Raw genomic sequence first — 18,531 nt, forward strand, 5'->3', positions numbered from 1 at the left:
GGTGAACTTTTCTTCACCGGCACATGGCTGGAAGTCCCCGCTACTCACGCGTAATTTGATCCTCGCGCCACGCTTTTGTGATCCGGGTCACAGGGTGCGCCGTCAGTGCGACTCCATCCCCACCGCGAGGAGTTCATGTGATGCTGCCCTGGAGGCATATCCGTACCTTAGTGCCCGCCCTGGCCCTGGCGGTCGCGGCGGCGACCGCGGCCCCCGCCGCCGCGGCCGCCCGGTCGTCGCAGTCGTCGCAGGCCAGCAGCAGTGGCTGGAACGACTACTCCTGCAAGCCCTCCGCCCAGCACCCCCGGCCCGTCGTCCTCGTCCACGGCACCCTCGGCAACTCCGTCGACAACTGGCTCGGGTTCGCCCCGTATCTGGTCGACCGAGGCTACTGCGTCTTCTCCCTCGACTACGGCCAGCTCCCCGGCGTGCCCTTCTTCCACGGGCTCGGCCCCGTCGACCGGTCCGCCGGGCAGCTGTCGTCGTACGTCGACCGGGTGCTCGCCGCCACCGGGACCTCCGAGGTCGATCTGGTCGGCCACTCCCAGGGCGGGATGATGCCCCGCTACTACCTCAAGTTCCTCGGCGGCGCGGCGAAGGTGAACGCGCTGGTCGGCCTCGCCCCGTCCAACCACGGCACGACCCTGCTCGGGCTGACGAAGCTGCTGGACTTCTTCCCGGGGCTCGACGAGGCCATCGCCAAGGCGGCCCCGGGGCTGCGGGACCAGGTGGCCGGGTCGGACCTGCTGAACCGGCTCAACGCGGGCGGCGACACCGTGCCCGGGGTCCGGTACACCGTCATCGCCACCCGGTACGACGAGGTGGTCACGCCGTACCGCAGCCAGTTCCTGACCGGCCCGGACGTCAAGAACATCGTCCTCCAGGACCTGTGCGCCACCGATCTGTCCGAGCATCTGACCATCGCGATGACGGACCGGCTCGCCTTCCATGAAGCCGAGGGCGCCCTCGACCCGGCGCACGCCACCCCGACGACCTGCGCCTCGGACGACTGAGGCTGCCCATCGGGCCTATTCGGAGATCAGCTCGACCTCGACATTGCCCTTCGTCGCCTTCGAGTACGGGCACACCTGGTGCGCCTGCTCGACCAGCTTGCGGCCGGTCTCGTTCTCCAGGTCGCCCGGCAGCTCGACGCGCAGCGTCACCTTGAGGGCGAAGCCGCCGTCCGACTCGTCCTTGCCGATGCCGACCTCGGCGGTGACGGAGATGTCCTTGGTGTCCACCTTGGCCTGGCGGCCGACGAGGCCGAGGGCGCTCGCGAAGCAGGCGGCGTAGCCCGCGGCGAACAGCTGCTCCGGGTTGGTGCCCTCACCGTCGCCGCCGAGGGCGGGCGGCATGGCGAGGGGCAGGTCGAGGCGGCCGTCGGAGCTGACGGCGCGTCCGTCGCGGCCGTTCGCCGTGGCCACCGCGGTGTAGAGCGCGTCCATGAAGATCAATCCCTTTCGAGTCCCGGCGGCCGGGGGTTCCGGCCAGGTCCGGCAGTGGCCTCAGTAGAGCACACAATTAAATTGTGCACAACTAAGAGGTACGCTGGTCATATGTCATCTCAGCCCGACCCGCTTCCCGCGCAGAGCGGAGCCGTCACGGCGGACGATCCGCTCCGGCTCGACCTCCAGCTCTGCTTCGCCCTGCACGCCGCCTCGCGCGCGTTCGGCGGCGTCTACCGACGGGTGCTGCGCGAGACGGAGCTGACGTACCCGCAGTACCTGGCGCTGCTGGTGCTGTGGGAGCACGGCGAGATGCCGGTCAAGCAGCTGGGCGAGTTCCTGCGACTGGACTCGGGTACCCTCTCGCCGCTGCTCAAGCGCATGCAGTCGGCCGGACTCGTCACACGCGAGCGCAGCGCGCACGACGAGCGCTCGGTGACGGTCCGGCTGACGGCGGAGGGCGAGGCGCTCAAGGAACAGGCCCGCGAGGTCCCCCTGAAGGTGATCCGGTCGACCGGCCTGGACCACAAGGAACTGGCCGATCTGCGGTCGCAGGTGCAGCGGCTCACGGCCGCGCTCGACGCGGCACTGGCCGACGAGGAGGGCGCCGAGAGCGGTTGAGCGGTGTCGCGTGCGTGGAAGGTGTCAGGCATGACCGAATCTCATCGCCGCGTGGGTGCCCGCCACGCCCGTAAGTCCGCCATCGAGCTGGTCGAGACCTTCCTCGACCCCGGCAGTCGGCGCGGCTGGGACCAGCCGGTCGAGATCACCACGGCCGACCCCGACTACCGGGCCGACCTGGAGCGGGCCCGCGAGCGCACCGGGCTCGACGAGTCGGTGATCACGGGTGAGGGGCGCATCGAGGGGCGCCGGGTCGCCTATGTGGCCTGCGAGTTCCGCTTCCTCGCCGGTTCGATCGGGGTCGCGGCGGGGGAGCGGCTGGTGCGGGCCGTCGAGCGCGCCACGGCGGAACGGCTCCCGCTGCTGGCCGCCCCGGCGTCGGGCGGGACCCGGATGCAGGAGGGCACGGTCGCGTTCCTCCAGATGGTGAAGGTGGCGGCGGCGATAACCGATCACAAGGCCGCGGGCCTGCCGTATCTGGTGCACGTACGCCACCCCACCACCGGCGGCGTCCTCGCCTCCTGGGGCTCACTGGGCCATGTCACCGCCGCCGAACCGGGCGCCCTCATCGGCTTCATGGGCCCCCGGGTGCACGAGGCCCTGTACGGCGAGGAGTTCCCGGCGGGCGTCCAGGTCGCCGAGAACCTGATGAACCACGGCCTGATCGACGCGGTGCTCCCGACGAGCCGCCTCGCGGAGGTCGCGGCGCGGGTGCTGCGGGTCCTGTGCGGCGACCAGGACGCGTCGGCTGGGGTCGGTTTCCGGCCAGGCGCCGAGGCTGGTGAGTCCGCCGAGCCCGGCGGCGCCGTGCAGCTCGGGGGTGGCGGGGCCACGGCGGTCGGGCCCTCGACCGAGGAGTCGATCCGGGCCTCGCGGCGGGAGGATCGGCCCGGGGTGCGGGATCTGCTGCGGGTCGCCGCGGAGGACGTGAGTCCGCTCAGTGGGACCGGCGCCGGGGAGCACGACCCCGGGCTGTTGCTCGCCCTCGCCCGGGTCGGCGGGGTGCCCTGTGTGGTGCTCGGGCACAACCGGCGCGGGCGCCGCGGCGGCGAGCGTACGTCGACTGAGCCCGCGTCGACCGAGCCCGCGTCCACCGACCGCGCGTCGGCCGAGGGGCAGCCGCTGGGGCCCGCCGGGCTGCGTACCGCGCGGCGCGGCATGCACATCGCGGCCGAGCTGGGGCTGCCGCTGCTCACCGTCATCGACACCGCGGGCGCGGCGCTCAGCCGCGAGGCCGAGGAGGGCGGGCTGGCGGGGGAGATCGCCCGGTGCCTCGCGGACATGGTGACGCTGCCCGCGCCCACCCTCTGCCTGCTGCTCGGCCAGGGCGCGGGCGGGGTCGCGCTCGCGCTGCTGCCCGCCGACCGGGTCGTGGCGGCGCGGCACGCCTGGCTGTCGCCGCTGCCGCCCGAGGGCGCGTCGGCCATCCTCCACCGGACCACGGACCGGGCGTACGAGGTCGCCGACCGGCAGGGGGTGCGCTCCGCCGACCTCCTGGCCAGCGGAATCGTCGATAGAGTGGTGGAGGAGGACGGGGAGGAGAGCGACGGCTTCCTCGAACGCCTCGGGCACATCCTCGGCGCCGAACTCGCCGCCCTCCGCGCCCAGGACCCCGCCGAGCGGATGGCCGCCCGCCGGGCGCGGCACCGCCGGATCGGGCTGCCGAGCTGACGGCGTGGACGGCGTTGACGGCGTAACAGGGCCAAACGGGCGGCCCGGCCAGCCGAATTGGCAGTCTTAGGTATACCTAACCTAATCTCGGCTCGTGAACGAGAATGATCTCGGCACGGCACCCCGGCCGTTCTCCACCCCTGCCCCTGCCCACTCCGCGCGAATCCACTTTCTCGCCCTCAACCCCACCGACTCCGTCACCGAAGGCTTCCTCCCCGCCGCCGCCCGCCTCGGACTGCCCGTCACCCTCCTCACGGACCAGCCCGAGGCGCACGAGCGCGCGTACGCCCGCTACGCGGCCCTCGGCGGGCGGCTCCCCGCCGCGCTTGACGTCGCCCCCTGCGACGTACGGGACTTCCGCGAGGTCATCAGCCGGATCGCCGCCGCCCCGGACACCCCAGCGCCCCGGGCCGTCTTCACCAACAGCGACCACCTCCAGACGCAGGCCGCTCTCGCCGCCGCGTACTTCGGCCTCCCCGGCAAGGACTGGCGCGCCGCCCTCCGCGCCAAGAACAAGGCCGAGCTGCGCCGCGCCCTCGCCGCGGCCGGTGCCGACACGGTGTGGTCCACCGAACTCGGCACCGGCGACGACCCGTCCACCCTCGCCGACCTCGACGCGCCCTTCCCCTGCGTCGTCAAGCCGCGCGAGGGCGTGGCCAGCGAGGACGTCGTCCTCGTCGCCGACGCCGCCGAACTCGTCCGCAGCTGCCACGAGATACGCGCCCACCGGCCCGGCGCGGCGCTGGTGATCGAGGAGTACCTGCACGGCGAACTGCGCACCCTCGAAACCCTCGGCGACGGCCACACCCTCCACGTCCTCGGCGCCTTCCGCACCGACGTCTCGCCGCCCCCGCACTTCATCGAGGAACGGCTGCACCTGCTGCCCGCCCCGCCCCCGCAGCCCCACACCGGCCAGGTGCTGGCCCAACTCCGGGCGCTGGGAGTAGGATTCGGCGCTTGCCATACCGAATACGTCGTCCAGGGCGACCGGGCCCGCCTCATCGAGGTCAACTACCGCGCCATCGGCGACCAGTGCGACCTGGTGCTCGCGGAACTCCTCGGCATCCCGCTCTTCGAGCACATTCTCCGTACCCACCTCGGCGAACCGCTCCCGGCCGACCTCGGCGCCCGCACGGATGGGCGGGTCCGCATGGAGTACGTCATGGCCGACCGCCCGGGCCGCCTCGTCGCCGCCCCGGCGGCGAGCGTGACCGAACGCGACGGCGTACGGCTCGACTACCGCCCGCTGCGCGAGATCGGCGAGGACCACCCCCTCTACCGCACCAACCGCGACTTCCTCGGCGTCCTGCGCGCGACCGGCACCGACCAGGGCCGGATCGACGCGGCCGTGACGGAGTTCCTGGCGGCCCACCGGTGGGAGATCGCGTCATGAGCCGCGCGGAAGGGGAGGAGGCCGAGGAGGAACTCCTCGGCCGGGTGCTCGACACCCTGCTCCGGGAGGACGCGTACCACGTGCGCGGCCGCGCCCGCACCGTGCGCCGCGCCGACGGCGACTGGCTGCGCATCGCGCTGAGGGAGGGCGGAAACGTGCTGCTGCCGGTGGAACCGGAAGGCTTCCAGTGCGAGATCCGCGCCCGCAGGCCGGTGACCCTGGAACACGAACCGCCACCCCCGACCGGGGTTTCCACCCCCGGACACGGAGCTGCGACGCCCCCCGCGCCACACCACGCCGTCGCCCAGCCCGGACCAGCCCACCCCGACGCCGGGTCCGTTCCGCACCGTGCCGTCTCCGAAGCCGGGTCGGCCACCGTGGTCCGGGGGCTCGGCGCCGTCCTCGGGCGGCTGCGGGGAGCGGTGGCGGAGGAGGACCGGGAGCTGTACGACGTCTTCGTGGGGGAGTGCCACCGGGCGCTGGACGCCACGCGGCTGCACGACCGGGTCCGGCCCGGCGTCGTGCGGGGGCTGGCCGTGCGGTACGGGGAGAGCGGGCGGTGGGCCGGGATGGCCGGGGCCGTCGCGTACGACACGCTGGCCGCCTTCCGCGACCACCCCGTCTACCCGACCAGCCGTGGCCGGTCCGTGTTCACCGAGGACGCCCTGCGCGCCCACGCGCCCGAGTTCGCGCCCGGCTTCGGCTTGCGCTGGCTGGCCCTCCCGCGCGCGGCGGTCGGCGGGGATCCGGAGCGGCTGCCCGCGTGGTGGCCGAGCCCCGGGGAGCTGGGGCTGCCCGCGCGGCTCGACGCCGACCACCTCGCGTTCCCCGTCCATCCGCTCACCGTCGGCCGCTCCCTCACCGACGCCCTCGACGCGACCGGGCTCCGGCCACGGGCGCAGCTCGCCGAGGGGCCGTGGCTGGACGTGCGGCCCACGCTGTCGATGCGGACCGTCGCCGTCGACGACGACCCGCTCACCCACCTCAAGCTGCCGCTCACCACCGCCACCCTGGGGATGCGCAACCGGCGGACCGTCAAGCCGGGCACGCTCGTCGACGGCGAGGTGGCGCAGCGCCTGGTGGAGGAGGTGATCTCGCGCGAGCCCCGGTTCAAGGACACCGTGCTGCTGGCCGACGAGACCACCCATCTCCACGCCGGGCACGAGCTGCTGGCCACCCTCGTCCGCCGCTATCCGCCGGGTCTGGAGAACGCCCAGGTCGTGCCGGTGGCCGGGCTGCTGGCCCGGACCCCGGACGGCAGGCTCGTGGCGGACGTGCTCGCCGAGCGGCACTACGGCGGGGACCTGCTCGCGCTGTTCGACGCGTACCTCACCCTCCTCTTCGACTTCCACACCACCCTCTTCGCCTACGGCATCGCGCTGGAGTCGCATCAGCAGAACACCTCCCTCGTCTTCGACGGCACCGGCGGCCCGGCCACCCCCCGCCTGCGGCTGCTCATCAAGGACCACGACGGCCCGCGCGTCCACGCGATACGGCTCGCCGCGATGATCGGCGGGGGCGACGCCGCGGACCTGTGCGGATTCGACGACCGCCGCATCCTGACCGGCGGCGACGGCCCGGTGGCGGACGTGTTCACCACCATCACCGTCCATCTGTGCGCCGCCGCGCCCGCCTTCGAGCTGGCCGCCCTCGGCCGCGCCCCCCTGGACGCCCTGCTGCGGCGGCTGCGCGACCGGCTCGGCGAGGCCGTCGAACGGACCGGCGCGGTGTACCCCGGGCGGGCCGCCGCCGTGCTGCGCGCCCGGGTGCTGGGCGCGGACCGGCTGCCGGTCAAGGCGATGGTGAGCGCGGGCACGCTGTTCACCAAGGCCCGGTCGGGCGCCGCCGACGTCAACAAGCACTACGTGACCGGGCCCAACTACCTTCTGCGGGGGCGCGGCAGATGACGGCCGCGACCTCCCTCTCCCTCTTATCCCGCCACATTTCTCCTCTCCGCACCCGCTGGAGCCGCTCCATGCCTACGACCTCCTCGCCCTCCTCGGCCGTCTCGCCGGTCTCGCCGGAAGCGCCCGCCACGGCGCCGGTTTCCGCCGACCACGCGACCGCCCACACCCTGCTCAACTGTCTGCTGCGCGAGGTATCGGGCCCGGAACACCAGACCGTCGTGGCCGACGGCCGGCTGCGGCTGCGGCTGCCCCGCAGCGGGGTGCTGCTGCGGGTGGGGCTGCGCCGTACGTCGCTGATCGGCGCGCACCGGTTCACCGGACCGGTCAGCGAACAGCGCGACGGCGGCTGGGCGGAGGTCTCCTGGCGCGGCCTGGCCGAGCGCGTCCAGCGGGAACTCCAGCTGCGCACGGGGGTCCGCAACGACGAGTTCCTGGCGCAGGTCGCCTCCAGCCACGCGGGCATGACGGCCGCCCTCCAGGAGCGCGAGAAGGCCACGGCGAAGCCCGCCCCCGACGCCTATCTGGCCTCCGAACAGTCCCTCTTCTTCGGCCACCGCTTCCACCCCACCCCCAAGGCCCGCACCGGAAGCCCCGCCTCCTGGTCGCTGTTCGCGCCCGAGGCCGGTGCCCGCTTCCCGCTGCACCACCTCGCCGTGCGCCGGGAGTACGTACGGGAGGAGACCGCGCACCCCGGGGCGCTGGCGGCCCTCGACCGCCAGCGGCCGGTGCCCGACGGCTACCGGCTGCTGCCCGCCCACCCCTGGCAGTACGCCATGCTCCGCGAGCACCGGGTGCTGCGGGCCGCGCTCGACCGGGGCGACGTCCTCGACCTGGGGCCCGGCGGGCCGGACTTCGCGCCGACCGCCTCGGTCCGCACGCTCTACGACGGCCGGGACTTCCTCAAGTTCAGCCTGAACGTGCGCATCACCAACTGCCTCCGCAAGAACGCTGACTACGAGCTGTCCGGCGCCATCGCCCTCACCCGGCTGCTGGAGCCGGTCGCCGCCGACCTCGCCGCCCGCTTCCCCGGCGCCGACCTGCTGCGCGAACCCGGCTACCGCACCCTCGACCTCGCCGACCGCCATCTCTCCGAGGGCTTCGGCGTGATCGTCCGCGAGGGGCTGGCCGCCCGGCTGCGGCCGGGGCTGACCGGGCTGCTGGCGGCGGCCGTCGCCGACGAGTACCCGACGAGCGGCGCCCAGCTCTCCCATCTCCTCGGCGGCACCGGGCCCGAGCACGCGCTCGCCTGGTGGCAGGCGTATCTCGACCTCCTCGTACCGCCCGTGCTGGCCGCCTACTTCGACCACGGCGTGGTCCTCGAACCCCACCTCCAGAACGTGGTCGTCGGCGTGGACACCACCGGCACCCCGCGCCAGGTGCTCTTCCGTGACCTGGAGGGCACCAAGCTGGTGCCCGGCCACCACACCGCCGCGCTCGCCGCGCTGCCCGAGGCGGTGGCCCGCCCCATGACGTACGAGCGGGAGCGCGGCTGGGACCGGGTGGTGTACTGCCTGCTGGTCAACCACCTCGCCGAGATGGTCGCCGCCCTCGCCGACCGCCACCCCCGCCTGGAGCCCGACCTGTGGTCGGCGGTCCGCCGCGTCCTCGTCGAACGCTCCGCCGCCCACGACGACCCGCCCGCGCTGCGCGCCCTGGTGGCGGGCGTCCCGCTGCCCGCCAAGGCCAACCTGCTGACGCGCTGGGGCCGCAAGGCCGACCGCGACGCCGGTTACGTCCGTATCGCCAGCCCGCTCGCCTCCGACCTGCTGTCCGAGGCGGCCCGTGTCATCGCCCCCGGGAGCGCCCGTTGAACAACGCATACCTCACCCCCTCGGCCGCCGCCCTCGCCGAGCGGCTGACCGGGGACGGCCTCCCCGCGTACGTCTACGACCTCACCGCCCTCGCCGCCCACGCCCAGGAGATACGGGCCGCCCTCCCGCCGCGCGTCGAGCTGTACTACGCGGCGAAGGCCAACCCGGAACCCCCGGTCCTGCGCGCGCTCGCCCCGTACGTCACCGGCTACGAGGTCGCCTCGGGCGGCGAGCTGGCGCACGTCCGCGAGGCCGTCCCAGAGCGCCCGCTCGCGTTCGGCGGACCGGGCAAGACGGAGGCGGAGCTGCGGCGGGCGCTGGCGCTGGGGGTGGAGCGGTTCCACGTGGAGAGCGAGCACGAACTACGCCTCCTCTCCTCCCTCGCCGACCGCCCCGTGGACGTCCTGCTCCGCGTCAACCTCCCCCTGACCGACGAGGCGCTGGGCGGCGCGGCGCTCGCCATGGGCGGCCGCCCCAGCCCCTTCGGCCTCGACCCCGAGCGGGTCGAGCACTGCCTGCCGCTGTTCACCCCGGACGGCCCGCTCCGCCTGCGCGGCATCCACGCCCACCTGGCGAGCGGCCTGGACGCCCCGGCCCAGACCGCCGTGGCCGCGCGGATCGCCGCGTGGACGAGCGAGCTGTCGGACCGTCACGGCCTCGGCCTGACCGAGGTCAACGTCGGCGGCGGCATGGGCGTGGACTACACCCGCCCCGACACCCGCTTCGACTGGAAGGCGTACGGCGCGGGCCTGGCCGACGTCGCCGACCGGCACCCCGGACTGACCCTGCGGATCGAACCGGGCCGGGCGCTGACCGCGTACTGCGGCTGGTACGTCACGGAGGTGCTGGACCTCAAGCACAGCCGGGGCGAGGCGTTCGCGGTGCTCCGCGGCGGCACCCACCACCTGCGCACCCCGGCCGCCAAACAGCACGACCACCCCTTCCAGACGCTCCCCACCACCGATTGGCCCCACCCCTGGCCCCGCCCCGCCGCCCGCGACGAACCGGTCACCCTGGTCGGCCAGCTGTGCACCCCCAAGGACATCCTGGCCCGCGCCGTCCCGCTCACGGAACTGCGCGCGGGCGACCGCGTCGCCTTCGCGCTGGCGGGCGCGTACGCCTGGAACATCTCGCACCACGACTTCCTCATGCACCCGGAGCCGGGCTTCCACTACCTCGGGGAGTGATCAGGCCCCGGGCCCGTGCTGTGGCGGACCACCAGTTCGGTGGGGATGGTCACGCGGACGCCGGGCTCCGGGGAGCGGTCGAGCTGGTCGAGGGTCAGGGTCAGGCAGCGGCGGCCGATCTCGGTGAAGTCGGTGCGGACCGTGGTGAGCGGCGGGAGCAGATGGGCGGCTTCGGGGATGTCGTCGTAGCCGACCACGCTGACGTCCTCGGGGACCCGGCGGCCCGCCTCGTGGAGGGCGCGCAGGACGCCGACGGCCATCTGGTCGTTGGAGACGAACAGCGCGGTGAGGCCGGGCTGCCGGGCGATACGGCGGCCCAGGTCGTAGCCGGAGTCCGCGCTCCAGTCGCCGAGGAGCGGTTCGTGGACCTCGGCGCCCGCGTCCGCGAGGGCGGCGCGCCAGCCGTCGACGCGGGCCTCGGCGGCGATCCAGCCGGTGGGGCCCGCGATGTGGCGGACGGTGCGGTGGCCGAGGCCGAGGAGGTGCGCGGTGGCCTGGCGGGCGCCGGAGGCGGAGTCGCCCGCGACGACGGGGATGTGCGCGCCGAAGCTCTTGTCCAGGGTGACCATGGGGACGCGGTGGCCCGCCTCGACCGCCTCCACCAGGGCTTCGCCGACCGAGCGCTGGGGTGCGATGGCGATGATGCCGTCCGCGCCCTGGCCGAGCAGGCGGTCCACCGCGCCGGTGACGGCGGCCTGGTCGGCGGCGGTGAGGGCGATCGTGCTGACGAGGTATCCGGCCTCCTGGGCGGCCTCGTTGATCCCGGCGAGGGTGGCGGCCGGGCCGAAGCGGGCCGCGTCGAAGGAGATCACGCCGAGGGTGCGGCTGCGGCCGCTGGCCAGGGTGCGGGCGCTGGCCGTGGGGCGGTAGCCCAGCTCGCGCATGGCGGCGCGGACGCGTTCGCGGGTCTCGGCGCGGACCCGGGGGTGGTCGTTGAGGACGCGGGAGACGGTCTGGTCGGAGACGCCCGCGAGCCGGGCGACGTCCGCCATCACCACACCGCCGCCGGTGGTGGGGCGGCGTCGGCGGGTGGGGGTGCGGGATGGCTCCGCCATGCGGTCTCGGTTCCTTTCGGGGCGAGCCCCGGGGCGCGGTGCGGTCCGCGCCCCGGGGCTCCGGGCCTTGGGGGTCAGTCCTGCGCGGTCCAGCCCAGGTCCGGTTCGCCGACCAGGCGGGCCACCCGGGTCGTCGCCGACTGTAGCTCCAGCAGGGTCAGCTCGTTCTCGCCCGCCTTCAGCACCGGCGACGGGACGTACAGCCGCCGCTGCGGGCCGCGCGACCAGTAGCGGCCCAGGTTGAAGCCGTTGACCCAGGCCAGGCCCTTGGTCCAGCCCGGCAGGTCGAGATACGCGTCGGCGGGCGTCTCCACCGTGAACGTGCCGCGGTGGAAGCCCGGGCCCGCGACGGGGGTGTCCGTGGTGCGGAAGGGGAGTTCGGGCAGCCGGTCCAGGGGGAGGCGGTGGCAGGTCCAGTTCTCCAGCGGATCACCGTCGAGGGTGACGGGGCCGGTGATGCCCTTGGGGTCGCCGATGCGGACGCCGTAGTTGGCGCGGCCCATGTTCTCGACCAGGACGTCCAGCCGGGCGCCGTATTCGGGGCTGCGCACATGGATGCTGTCCTCGTGGCGCTCGCGCTCGATGACACCGGCCGGGGCGCCGTTCACGAACACCTGCGCCCGGTCACCGACCCCGCCCGTGAAGTGCAGCACGTGGTCACCGATGACGGGCAGTTCGGCGCCGTAGAGGACGAACCCGTACGACTGGCCGAGCGCTTCCATGGTGGGCGGGTCGGTGAAGTGCTCGGCCGGGGCCAGGAATTCGGCGCTGACCAGGGCGTTCGCCGAGGCGGTCAGCCGGACCTCGGTCGGCGGCAGCTTGGGCGACGGCTCCGGAAGGGGCTCGTCCGGTACGGCCGCGTGGCGGGCGATGACCTCGCGGAACGCCGCGTACTTGGGGCCCGGGTCGCCGCACTCGGTCAGCACCGCGTCGTAGTCGTAGGAGGTGACGGCGGGCGCGTAGGCGTGATCGTGGTTCGCGCCGCTGGTGAAAGCGAAGTTGGTGCCGCCGTGGAACATGTAGATGTTCACCGACGCGCCCGCCGACAGCAGCGCGTCCAGATCGGCGGCCGCGTCGTCCGCCGCCCGCGTGTGGTGCGGCTCGCCCCAGTGGTCGAACCAGCCGATCCAGAACTCCGCGCACATCAGCGGCCCGCTCTCCTGATGCGCGCGCAGCACCTCCAGCGCGTCGCCGACCCGGCCGCCGAAGGTGCCGGTGGCGAGCACCCCGGGCAGGCTCCCGGCGGCCAGCTTCGCCCGGTCGGCCTGGTCGCAGGTGAACAGCAGCTCCTCGACGCCGCGCTTGCGCAGGGCGTCGGCCAGATGGGCGAGGTAGGCGGTGTCGTCGCCGTACGCGCCGTACTCGTTCTCCACCTGCACCGCGATGACCGGACCGCCGGACTCCGCCATATACGGGGCCAGCGGCGGCAGCAGCAGATCGAGGTACGCGTCCACGGCGCCGGTGAACCGCGGATCGCTGCTGCGCTGCCGGATCCGCCGGTCCGAGGTCAGCCAGGAGGGCAGCCCGCCGCCCTCCCACTCGGCGCAGATGTACGGGCCGGGGCGCAGCAGGACGTACAGCCCCTCGGCCTGGGCGAGTTCCAGGAAGCGGGGGAGGTCGAGCAGGCCGTCGAGGTCGAGCGGGCCGTCCGGGGTGGGCTGGTGCAGATTCCAGGGGACGTACGTCTCGACCGTGTTGAGCCCCAGCAGCCGGGCCTTGCGCAGCCGGTCGGCCCACTGGTCGGGGTGGGTGCGGAAGTAGTGGATGCCGCCGGAGAGGATCCGGAAGGGCTTGCCGTGGAGCAGGAAGCCGTCACTGCTGAGTGTCAGGGCGGGCATGGGCCGATGTCCTTTCGACCGCACGGGCGGGAGCGGGTGCGGTGGGGGAGGTGTTCGTAGGGGATACGGACGAGGACGTAGCGCGGATCAGCCAGATGGTGGTGATCAGGCAGACGGCCGAGACACCGCCCAGGATGAGCGGTACGGAGCGGATGCCCGCCCACTCGATCGCCTTGCCGAGCACGGGCCCCGCGGCCACCCCGCCGATCATCGAGGCGGCGATCACCAGCGCCCCGGCCCGGCGGGCCCGTGGCGCGGCCTGACCCAGCCAGGGCAGACCGGTCGGGAAGATCGGCGCGATGAACAGGCCGACGCCCGCGTACGCGTACGGGGCCACGGCCGGGATCGTGGCGAGCAGCAGGCAGACGGTCATGCCCGCACAGCTGACCGCGATGATCGCCGGGGCGGACCAGCGCAGCGCGAGCGGAACGGCCAGGAAGCGGCCGACGGTCATCATCAGCCAGTACACGGAGGTCGCGGAGGCGGCGGCGGTCGCGCCGTACCCGACGGTCTCCAGATGGGTGGGCTCCCAGCCCCCGACCCCGGCCTCGACGCCCACGTGGAGGACGTAGAGCAGCACGAACGCGCCGAGGACGGTGGCCAGGCTGCGGTTACGGGCCCCCTTGTCGTTGCTCTGCGGCTTGGCGTGGTCATGTGCCGGGGCCTCGTTCCGCACCCCGGTCAGACACAGCACCAGCGGCAGCGTGAGCACGGCGAAACCCAGGAACACCGCGGGGTAGTGCTCCGCCCCGACCAGGCCGATGAGGGCCGGGCCGAGGATCGCGCCGATGCCGAAATGGGCGTTGAGGACGTTGAGCATGGCGGCGCTGCGCCGCCCGAAGCCGACCGCGAACAGCTGGTTGAGCCCGTAGTCGATACCGCCGAAGCCGAGCCCCGCGATCAGCGCCATGACGAGGGCGAGCGGCCAGTTGGGGGCGAGCGCGAACCCGGCCGCGCCGCCCGCCATGAGCAGATACGAGCCGCCGAGCACCGTACGGTTGCCGACCCGGCCGAAGAGCCGGTCGAAGCCGAGGACGCCCGCGACACCGCCGACGAAGTGCGCGCTCAGGCCCAGCCCGGCGGCCGAGGGCGACAGCCCGTGCGCGTCGCGGAAGGCGGGGATCGCCGGGCCGTACAGGGCCTGCAGCGCGCCGATGAGGATGAAGCCGACGCAGGACGCGACCACCGCGGCGCGGCTGAACAGCGGTGACGCGGCGTCGGGTGGGGAGGGATCCGGACTCTGGCCTACGTGCTGGTCCACGTTGTCGACGTTGTCCACCAGGCGAGTGTTACCGCTAACATTTCCGCCGTCAAGACACCGCCGGGCCGACGATCAGGCTCCGTTACGCCGCGCCCCACCCCACGACGAGATCCACGACATACGGCTCGTTGAGCACCCCGTCCGGGAACAGCGCCAGCAGCTCCGCCCGCTCCGCGTCCAGCACCGCCTCGGCCTCCCCGGCGTCCATCACCGCCAGATAGGAGTGGCTGCCGAGGGAGCGCAGCTGGTCCTCGACGGTGATGGCGCGCGACCAGCGCACCCTGCGGCCCGTCGTCCGCACCCCGAACGGCGCGAGCCGCCCGGCCACCGTGCTCGGGAAGCCGGGAGGCCGATAGGCCGGGCAGCGGGCGGCGAGCCGCTCGTCCTGCCGCGCCATCCAGGGGACGTCGAGATCCGGCTGGTTCCACCACATCGCGAGCGCCCCGCCGGGGCGCAGCACCCGCAACGCCTCGGGGACGGAGCGCCGGGGATCGGTCCAGTGCCAGGACTGGGCGTACGTGATGAGGTCGGCGGCCCTGTCGCGGAAGGGCAGGGCGTCGGCGTCGCCCCGGACGAGCCGGACGTCCGGCACGGAGGCGCGCAGCTGCGCCGCCATGCCCGCGCCCGGCTCCACGGCGGTGACGCGCGCGCCGCGCTCGGCCAGCAGCCGCGAGGCGATGCCCGTGCCCGCGCCCACGTCCAGCACCTCCGCCCCGGCCAGCGGGCGGCCCGTGACCTCCTCCACCGCCTCGAACAGCGGGGCAGGATACCCGGGCCGGGCGGCCGCGTACTGCGCGGCGACGGCGTTGAAGGAGGAGGCGAGGGCGGCGTGCGGTGGTGAGGCCATGCGCCCATGGTCGTCCGGGAACCCGGCGTTGTCAGCGCCTGTGGATAACCGGGTCGGACGGGAGCGGGCGTTGTCAGTGGCGGATGCGACGATTCGCGTCATGTGCGCTGAGGGAGCAACCGCCGGTCACGGAACCGCCGGTCACGGAACCGCCTCCGTCCGGGATGCCGACTACTGGGACGCCGCCGCGGCCGGGTTCGACGACGAGCCCGACCACGGGCTGCGCGATCCGGCCGTGCGGGAGGCATGGGCCGGGCGGCTGCGGGACTGGCTGCCCGGGCGGCCCTGCGATGTGCTCGACCTCGGCTGCGGCACGGGCAGCCTGGCCCGCCTCGCGGCCGAGCAGGGCCACCGGGTGACGGGCGTCGACCGCTCGCCGCGCATGGTCGAGCACGCCCGCGCCAAGCTCGCCGGTACGGACGCCACCGTGCTCGTCGGGGACGCGGCGGCGCCGCCGGTGGGGGAGGGCTGCTTCGACGTCGTCCTAGCTCGCCATCTGCTGTGGCTGCTGCCCGGCCAGGAGGCGGTGTTGCGGCGCTGGGCGCGGCTGTTGCGCCCGGGCGGGACGCTGGTGCTGATCGAGGGGCGCTGGGGCGAGTCGGATCCGGTCGGGCTGGCGGCGGGCGACCTGCTGAGCATGGTCGAGCCGCTGGCGTCCCGTACGTATGTCGAACAGCTGGCGGCGGACGCGGCGCTCTGGGGGCGTCCGGTGCGCGACGAGCGCTACGTACTGCGCGCGACCCTCGCCCCGCCCCGCCGCCACGCCGAGATCGTCGACGTCCATCTCCTGCTGCGGCGCGGCGCAGAGATCCTGCTCGCCCGCCGCGCGGGCACGGGCTACGCGGACGGCCTGCTGCACGCCCCGTCCGGCCACGTGGAGGACGGCGAGGACGTACGGACCGCGATGCTCCGTGAGACGGCGGAGGAGATCGGCATCCGGCTCGCCCCGGACGAGGTGCGGGTGGCGCTCGTCATGCAGCACAAGTCACCCACGGGCTCGGCCCGTACGGGCTGGTTCTTCGAGGCGCGGCTGCCGGACGGCGCCCCGCAGCCGGTGAACCGCGAGCCGGACAAGTGCTCGGAGATCGGCTGGTTCGCCCTGGACGCCCTGCCGGACGACATGGTGGCGTACTGCAGGGCGGGCGTGGAGGCATACCGCGCCGGGGAGCGCTTCGCCACGCACTGGCACGAGCCGGGGGACGACATCGCGTTCACCCCGGACGGCCCGGACCGCCTGGTGGCGCTGGAGGCGTCGGGGTGACGGCTGACCCGCGTCAGTGGCGCAGCTCGCGCACGTAACGCCACTCCACGGAGGCCAAGCCGTAGCCCAGCCCCGCGTTGATCGCCAGCATCGGGCCGTTCTCGCTGTCGTTGCCCGTGAATGCCTCGGCGCATCCCGCCGCGCGCGCCCGGTGCAGCGAATCGGTCTTGGCCAGCTTGGCCAGGCCCCGGCCCCGGTAGGCGCGCAGCGTGCCGGTCATGCCCGACCAGTAGCGCCCCCGGCCGTCCGTATGGGCGAGGCTGAACGCCGCGACCTGGCCGTCCACGACGGCCAGCGAGGTCAGTTCGTGGTCCAGCGAGGGATGGTCCCAGGTCCGGGCCAGCCACTCGGCGTAGGGCATGCCGCCCTCCACCACATCGCCCGGCTCGTCCTCCATCACGTCGACGTCCGTCTCATACAGCGGGCGCGGATCACCGGCGAGGTCCGCCGCGGACCGCAGCGCCACGCCGTCCGGCAGGGCGTCCGCGTCCAGCGGCGGCAGGGCCGCGGTCGCGAGGTCCAGCCGCAGGATGCGGCACGACCGGCTGCGCCGGTAGCCGCGGTGCTCGGCGAAGGCGACGCAGGCGGGCTCGTCCATGGTCCACGCGAACACCTTGGCGGCGCCCAGCCCCGCCGCGTACTCCTCCGCCGCGGTCACCAGCGCCGAACCGGCGCCCCGGCCCCGCGCGTCGGCGCGTACCGAGGTGTTGGCGCAGGCCACGCCAGGACCGTCGCCGTCCTCGCCCGGGAAGAGGCCCACTTCGCACGCGCCCACCACCCGGCCGTCCGCCTCCGCGACCAGCAGCCGGTGGCGGCGGGCCTCCGGCGCGCTCGCCACCTCCCAGGCCACGGTCCGGTCCGTGGTGACCAGATGCGGGTAGGCGGAGCGACGCGCCTCCACGACGGCGGCCGCGTCGGCGGCCCGGAAATCGCGCACGGTCATGGTCATGGACGCGCAGATTACGGCTTGGTGCACTCGGCCCGCCTCCGAATTTCCGGCGGTGATTTCCGGCCGGGCCCGGAGCGGCACACAATGGGTGCGACAAACCGTGCCCGTACCCCCTGGAGCCCCACGTGGCCTTGCAGATCACCGTCGACCCCGATGTGGCGACCGCGCCCTTCGAACAGATCCGCGCGCAGATCGCCGAGCAGGCGCGCTCCGGCCAGGTGCCCGTGGGGTACAAGCTGCCCACCGTGCGCGGCTTCGCCGAGGAGCTGGGGCTGGCGGCGAACACCGTCGCCAAGGCGTACCGGGCGCTGGAGGCGGACGGGGTGGTCGAGACGCGTGGCCGCCACGGCACGTTCGTCGCGGCGGCCGGGGACGCGGCCGGGCGGCAGGCCGCCGAGGCGGCGCAGACGTACGCCCAGCGGGCGCGGCGGCTCGGGCTGGACCGCGCGGCGGCGCTCGCCGCCATCGAGGACGCGCTGCGTGCGGCGTATGACGGGGAGGCGCTGTGAGCAGCCGTATCGCCCTGGTGCGACGGCCGAGCCCACGGCTGGCCGACGGGCTCGTCACGCACATCGACCGCAAGCCGGTCGACGCCGCGCTCGCGCTGCGGCAGTGGGAGGCGTACGTCACCGCCCTGCGGACCCACGGCTGGGAGACGGTGGAGGCGGATCCGGTCGACGCGTGCCCGGACGGGGTCTTCGTCGAGGACACGATGGTCGTCTACCGGAATGTCGCGCTGATCGCGCGCCCCGGCGCCGCGTCCCGCCGCCCCGAGACCGAGGCCGCCGAGGCGGCCGTGACGGCGCTCGGCTGTTCCATCAACCGGGTGCGGGAGCCGGGGACGCTGGACGGCGGCGATGTGCTGAAGATCGGCGACACGGTGTACGTGGGGCGCGGCGGCCGGACGAACGGCGAGGGCGTGCGGCAGCTGCGGGCCGCCTTCGAGCCGCTGGGCGCGCGGGTGGTGGCCGTGCCGGTCAGCACGGTGCTGCACCTGAAGTCGGCGGTCACGGCGCTGCCGGACGGGACCGTGATCGGATACCCGCCGCTGGTCGACGACCCGGCCGTCTTCCCGCGCTTTCTGCCGGTGCCCGAGGAGTCCGGGGCCCATGTGGTACTGCTGGGCGGCGGCAGGCTGCTGATGGCGGCGAGCGCGCCGCGCAGCGCGGCGCTCTTCGCCGACCTCGGATATGAGCCGGTGCTGGTGGACATCGGCGAGTTCGAGAAGATGGAGGGCTGCGTCACCTGTCTGTCGGTGCGGCTGCGGGAGCTGTACGGCTAGCGA

Annotated in this window: 16 protein-coding genes; 10 read left to right on the top strand and 6 right to left on the bottom strand. The window is 74.1% G+C overall.

Annotated elements, in window-relative coordinates; translation table 11 throughout:
- Positions 1–140: 140 nt before the first annotated feature.
- Positions 141–1,013: an esterase/lipase family protein gene (locus tag ACWC5C_RS27285; RefSeq protein WP_450879487.1), complete on the top strand. Its 873-nt coding sequence runs from the start codon at positions 141–143 to the stop codon at positions 1,011–1,013.
- Between the two features lie 15 nt (positions 1,014–1,028).
- On the opposite strand, the gene ACWC5C_RS27290 is transcribed toward ACWC5C_RS27285, so the two are convergent.
- Positions 1,029–1,445 (bottom strand): organic hydroperoxide resistance protein, encoded by a 417-nt coding sequence (locus ACWC5C_RS27290; protein WP_450879489.1) that lies wholly within the window; start codon positions 1,443–1,445, stop codon positions 1,029–1,031.
- Between the two features lie 111 nt (positions 1,446–1,556).
- On the opposite strand from ACWC5C_RS27290, the gene ACWC5C_RS27295 reads away from it, so the two are divergent.
- The 6 genes from ACWC5C_RS27295 (at position 1,557) to ACWC5C_RS27320 (ending at position 10,035) form a co-directional block, all read left to right on the top strand.
- Positions 1,557–2,066, top strand: coding sequence for a MarR family winged helix-turn-helix transcriptional regulator (locus tag ACWC5C_RS27295; RefSeq protein WP_450879491.1), 510 nt, complete (start codon positions 1,557–1,559; stop codon positions 2,064–2,066).
- 30 nt (positions 2,067–2,096) lie between these two features.
- Positions 2,097–3,737, top strand: a complete 1,641-nt coding sequence (locus ACWC5C_RS27300) for a carboxyl transferase domain-containing protein (protein ID WP_450879493.1) — start codon at positions 2,097–2,099, stop codon at positions 3,735–3,737.
- 163 nt (positions 3,738–3,900) lie between these two features.
- The gene (locus ACWC5C_RS27305) at positions 3,901–5,130 is read left to right on the top strand and encodes an ATP-grasp domain-containing protein (protein WP_450879719.1); all 1,230 of its coding nucleotides are present in this window, start codon (positions 3,901–3,903) and stop codon (positions 5,128–5,130) included.
- Complete coding sequence (locus ACWC5C_RS27310) at positions 5,127–7,037, top strand: IucA/IucC family protein (RefSeq protein WP_450879495.1); 1,911 nt, start codon at positions 5,127–5,129, stop codon at positions 7,035–7,037. Before ACWC5C_RS27305 ends, ACWC5C_RS27310 begins: the two co-directional genes overlap by 4 nt.
- Positions 7,038–7,105: 68 nt before the next feature.
- Positions 7,106–8,848, top strand: coding sequence for an IucA/IucC family protein (locus ACWC5C_RS27315; RefSeq protein WP_450879497.1), 1,743 nt, complete (start codon positions 7,106–7,108; stop codon positions 8,846–8,848).
- Positions 8,845–10,035 (top strand): type III PLP-dependent enzyme, encoded by a 1,191-nt coding sequence (locus tag ACWC5C_RS27320; RefSeq protein WP_450879499.1) that lies wholly within the window; start codon positions 8,845–8,847, stop codon positions 10,033–10,035. The genes ACWC5C_RS27315 and ACWC5C_RS27320 overlap by 4 nt, the downstream gene beginning before the upstream one ends.
- On the opposite strand, the gene ACWC5C_RS27325 is transcribed toward ACWC5C_RS27320, so the two are convergent.
- From ACWC5C_RS27325 to ACWC5C_RS27340, 4 genes are all read right to left on the bottom strand, one after another.
- Positions 10,020–11,090, bottom strand: a complete 1,071-nt coding sequence (locus ACWC5C_RS27325) for a LacI family DNA-binding transcriptional regulator (protein ID WP_450879501.1) — start codon at positions 11,088–11,090, stop codon at positions 10,020–10,022. The genes ACWC5C_RS27320 and ACWC5C_RS27325 overlap by 16 nt on opposite strands.
- 74 nt (positions 11,091–11,164) lie before the next feature.
- Positions 11,165–12,928: a glycoside hydrolase family 35 protein gene (locus ACWC5C_RS27330; protein WP_450879503.1), complete on the bottom strand. Its 1,764-nt coding sequence runs from the start codon at positions 12,926–12,928 to the stop codon at positions 11,165–11,167.
- Complete coding sequence (locus ACWC5C_RS27335; protein WP_450879721.1) at positions 12,903–14,132, bottom strand: MFS transporter; 1,230 nt, start codon at positions 14,130–14,132, stop codon at positions 12,903–12,905. The genes ACWC5C_RS27330 and ACWC5C_RS27335 overlap by 26 nt, the downstream gene beginning before the upstream one ends.
- 139 nt (positions 14,133–14,271) lie before the next feature.
- Positions 14,272–15,036: a class I SAM-dependent methyltransferase gene (locus ACWC5C_RS27340; protein WP_450879505.1), complete on the bottom strand. Its 765-nt coding sequence runs from the start codon at positions 15,034–15,036 to the stop codon at positions 14,272–14,274.
- 100 nt (positions 15,037–15,136) lie between these two features.
- Here ACWC5C_RS27340 and ACWC5C_RS27345 point away from each other — a divergent pair, with 100 nt between their 5' ends.
- A complete protein-coding gene (locus ACWC5C_RS27345; protein ID WP_450879507.1) occupies positions 15,137–16,297 on the top strand; it encodes a methyltransferase domain-containing protein in 1,161 nt (386 codons plus the stop codon).
- 13 nt (positions 16,298–16,310) lie between these two features.
- On the opposite strand, the gene ACWC5C_RS27350 is transcribed toward ACWC5C_RS27345, so the two are convergent.
- A complete protein-coding gene (locus tag ACWC5C_RS27350; protein WP_450879509.1) occupies positions 16,311–17,246 on the bottom strand; it encodes a GNAT family N-acetyltransferase in 936 nt (311 codons plus the stop codon).
- Positions 17,247–17,371: 125 nt separating this feature from the next.
- On the opposite strand from ACWC5C_RS27350, the gene ACWC5C_RS27355 reads away from it, so the two are divergent.
- Both ACWC5C_RS27355 and ddaH read left to right on the top strand, forming a co-directional pair.
- Positions 17,372–17,755 carry a GntR family transcriptional regulator gene (locus ACWC5C_RS27355; protein ID WP_450879511.1) on the top strand — a complete coding sequence of 128 codons (384 nt, stop codon included), beginning with the start codon at positions 17,372–17,374 and terminating at the stop codon, positions 17,753–17,755.
- Complete coding sequence (gene ddaH / locus ACWC5C_RS27360; protein ID WP_450879513.1) at positions 17,752–18,528, top strand: dimethylargininase; 777 nt, start codon at positions 17,752–17,754, stop codon at positions 18,526–18,528. Before ACWC5C_RS27355 ends, ddaH begins: the two co-directional genes overlap by 4 nt.
- The last annotated feature ends 3 nt before the right edge of the window (positions 18,529–18,531 follow it).

It is taken from the genome of Streptomyces sp. NPDC001700 (genome assembly GCF_053596435.1).

Excerpts from the sequence above, each read along its gene's own strand:
- ACWC5C_RS27325 (WP_450879501.1), bottom strand. The coding sequence starts at position 11,090 with ATGGCGGAGCCATCCCGCACCCCCACCCGCCGACGCCGCCCCACCACC.
- ACWC5C_RS27350 (WP_450879509.1), bottom strand. The coding sequence starts at position 17,246 with ATGACCATGACCGTGCGCGATTTCCGGGCCGCCGACGCGGCCGCCGTC.
- ACWC5C_RS27285 (WP_450879487.1), top strand. The coding sequence starts at position 141 with ATGCTGCCCTGGAGGCATATCCGTACCTTAGTGCCCGCCCTGGCCCTG.
- ACWC5C_RS27315 (WP_450879497.1), top strand. The coding sequence starts at position 7,106 with ATGCCTACGACCTCCTCGCCCTCCTCGGCCGTCTCGCCGGTCTCGCCG.
- ACWC5C_RS27345 (WP_450879507.1), top strand. The coding sequence starts at position 15,137 with ATGTGCGCTGAGGGAGCAACCGCCGGTCACGGAACCGCCGGTCACGGA.
- ACWC5C_RS27340 (WP_450879505.1), bottom strand. The coding sequence starts at position 15,036 with ATGGCCTCACCACCGCACGCCGCCCTCGCCTCCTCCTTCAACGCCGTC.
- ACWC5C_RS27330 (WP_450879503.1), bottom strand. The coding sequence starts at position 12,928 with ATGCCCGCCCTGACACTCAGCAGTGACGGCTTCCTGCTCCACGGCAAG.
- ACWC5C_RS27290 (WP_450879489.1), bottom strand. The coding sequence starts at position 1,445 with ATGGACGCGCTCTACACCGCGGTGGCCACGGCGAACGGCCGCGACGGA.
- ACWC5C_RS27310 (WP_450879495.1), top strand. The coding sequence starts at position 5,127 with ATGAGCCGCGCGGAAGGGGAGGAGGCCGAGGAGGAACTCCTCGGCCGG.
- ACWC5C_RS27300 (WP_450879493.1), top strand. The coding sequence starts at position 2,097 with ATGACCGAATCTCATCGCCGCGTGGGTGCCCGCCACGCCCGTAAGTCC.
- ACWC5C_RS27295 (WP_450879491.1), top strand. The coding sequence starts at position 1,557 with ATGTCATCTCAGCCCGACCCGCTTCCCGCGCAGAGCGGAGCCGTCACG.